The 2,644-nt window shown below is 62.9% G+C and carries 2 protein-coding genes; both read right to left on the bottom strand.

The window, feature by feature from the left end; translation table 11 throughout:
* Nucleotides 1-1,886, bottom strand: a 1,886-nt coding sequence (locus BG61_RS38095) for a glycogen debranching protein (RefSeq protein WP_035943456.1), incomplete at its 3' end; no start/stop codon positions are given.
* A 64-nt stretch (nucleotides 1,887-1,950) separates the two neighbouring features.
* Nucleotides 1,951-2,644 (bottom strand): glycogen/starch/alpha-glucan phosphorylase (locus BG61_RS38090; protein WP_035943453.1); only part of this gene is annotated, 694 nt, incomplete at its 5' end.

Below are 2,644 nucleotides of genomic sequence, written 5' to 3'. Positions count from 1 at the left end.
CAGCATCGCCCGTCGAGCACGGGTAGCGCGACCTGCTGAGGAAAATCGTGCATGTTGAGAATGACGTGCAGCGCAGGCTCCTCGAATGCTTCACCGCCGAGGGTGAAGACAAGCAGGCGGGCGCCGGGGTCGTGCCAGCAGGGCTCGTTCAGGCGTTCGCCGTGCCAGGCGACATCCGGCAGAATCTGGCCGGACGAGGGCCGGCCAGTGAGGAAACGTCGCCGGCGCAGACTGGCGTGGCGCTTGCGCAGCGCAATCAACTCGCGCACGAAACGCAGCATGTCCGCTCCCGCCTCTGGCAAGCGCCAGTCGAACCAGGAAAGCGCGCTGTCCTGGCAATAGCAGTTGTTGTTGCCGCGCTGGCTGCGCAGCACTTCGTCGCCAGCAAGGATCATGGGCACGCCCTGGCTCAGAAACAGGACGGCCATCAGGTTGCGGGCCTGCTGGCCACGCAGGCGCAGAATGTCGGGGTCGCCCGTCTCACCTTCGGCACCGCAGTTCCATGACAGGTTGTCGCTGGCGCCGTCGCGATTCTCCTCGCCGTTGGCCTCGTTGTGCTTCGTGTTGTAGCTCACGAGATCGTTCAGCGTGAAACCGTCGTGGCAGGTGACGAAGTTGATGCTGTTGGCCGGCAGCCTCCCATCGTCCGCGTAAAGATCCGCGCTCCCTGCGATGCAGGTGGCTACCTCGCCGACGATGCCGGGGTCCCCGCGCACAAAGCGGCGGATCACATCCCGATAGCGCCCGTTCCATTCTGCCCATGCCATCCCGGGGAAGCTCCCGACGTGATAGAGACCACCTGCATCCCACGCTTCGGCGATCAGCGGCACGCGAGAGAGTATGCGAGAGGATTCCATTGCCCAGGGCAGCGGCGGATCGCTCATGAGATCGCCATGCTGATCGCGCGCAAAGACGCTTGCCAGATCAAACCGGAAGCCGTCCACCCCCAGTTCTTCCACCCAGTATTCGAGGCATCGGACAATGAATGCCGTTACCAGCGGATGATTGCAATTGACGGTGTTTCCGCAACCGGTGTAGTCACGGTAGCGGCGCCGGTCGCCAGCGTCCAGATGATAGAAGATGTCATTCGCCAGGCCCTTGAAATTGATCACCGGCCCTGAAGCGTCTCCTTCCGAAGTGTGATTGAAGACCACGTCGAGCAACACGCCGATGCCCGCAGTGTGCAACGCGTCCGTAAGCGCGCGGAATTCCTGCGGAGCGCGCGCGGGATCGATGCAATACCCGGGATGCGGACTGTAGAAGCTGTGCGTGCTGTAGCCCCAGTAGTTTGTCAGCCCTCGTGCTGCCACCGCGGGCAGAACATCCTGCACATCGAAGGCCATCACAGGAAGAAGTTCGACGTGGGTGACGCCGAGCGCTTTCAGGTAGGGGATCTTCTCGATCAGACCGGCAAAGGTTCCGGGATGCCTCACGCCGCTCGACCGGTCGCGGGTGAAGCCGCCAACGTGCAGTTCGTAGATGACCGCGTCGTCCAGTCCGCGGGAAACGCGAGCACCGGATGCGGGCACAGGCTCCGCCACAATGGCACGGTGCGAAGCGTGCCCGGCTTCGAATGGTTTGCCGGCACCGGGCCGCATCCAGAGGTCGTCGCACACGGCACGGGCATACGGATCGAGAAGCTCCCTGCGTGGATCGAAGGCGCAGCCCGTGTGCTGTGTATCCCTGGGTCCGTCGAGGCGCCATGTGTAGCACGTGCGCAAGGGCAAGCCCTTCACCAGGACATGCCAGTAAAAGAACGTCCGGTTGCACTCGGGCATGAGCGAGATCACCTGAAACGGCTCGGGGCTGTCCGGGGCCTCGTACAGGAGAAGCTCTACCCGCGTGGCGTGGCGGCCGAAGACGCAAAAGTTGACGCCTTCGGGCACCACCGTGGCGCCCGGCGGGAATCGCGACCCGGGGCCGACCGGATATCCCGGGGCCGGACCTGCCTCAAAGCCGGTCAAGGGCAATCCTCACAGGGCGGATTTTCCAGATCTGGTCGCAGTACTCGCCGATCGCGCGATCGGACGAGAACTTGGCCGCGTGTGCTGTGTTGAGGATGGACATGCGAGTCCAGCGTCCCGAATCCTGCCAGGCAGCGCTCACACGCTCCTGGCACGCCACGTAGTCGGCGTAGTCGGCCAGCACGAGGAACGGATCGGCATGCAGCAGGTTCTCGACCAACGGCCGGAACACGTTGCGGTCGCCGCGTGAGAAATGCCCATCGGCGATCAGCGTCAAAACTTCACGCAACTCCGGATTCCCGTTTGCGTAGTCCGCCGGGCGGTAACCCTCGCGCTTGACGCGCTCGACCTGATCCGCGGTCAGACCGAAAAGAAAGAAATTCTCGTCGCCAACTTCCTCGCGGATCTCGACGTTGGCTCCATCCAGTGTTCCGATCGTCAGCGCGCCGTTCATCATGAACTTCATGTTGCCGGTGCCCGATGCCTCCTTGCCGGCCGTCGAGATCTGTTCAGAGAGGTCCGCCGCCGGATAGATGAAGTGAGCATTCTTGACATTGAAGTCAGGAATGAACACCACCTTCAGCCGATCGTTCATCGTGGAGTCATTGTTCACGACTTCGGCCACGCCGTTGATCAGCCGGATGATGAGCTTCGCCATCGCATAGCCCGGCGCCGCCTTT

The sequence above is a fragment of the Caballeronia glathei genome (assembly GCF_000698595.1).
GTDB lineage: Bacteria > Pseudomonadota > Gammaproteobacteria > Burkholderiales > Burkholderiaceae > Caballeronia > Caballeronia glathei.
This window is presented reverse-complemented; position numbering and strand designations above follow the sequence as displayed.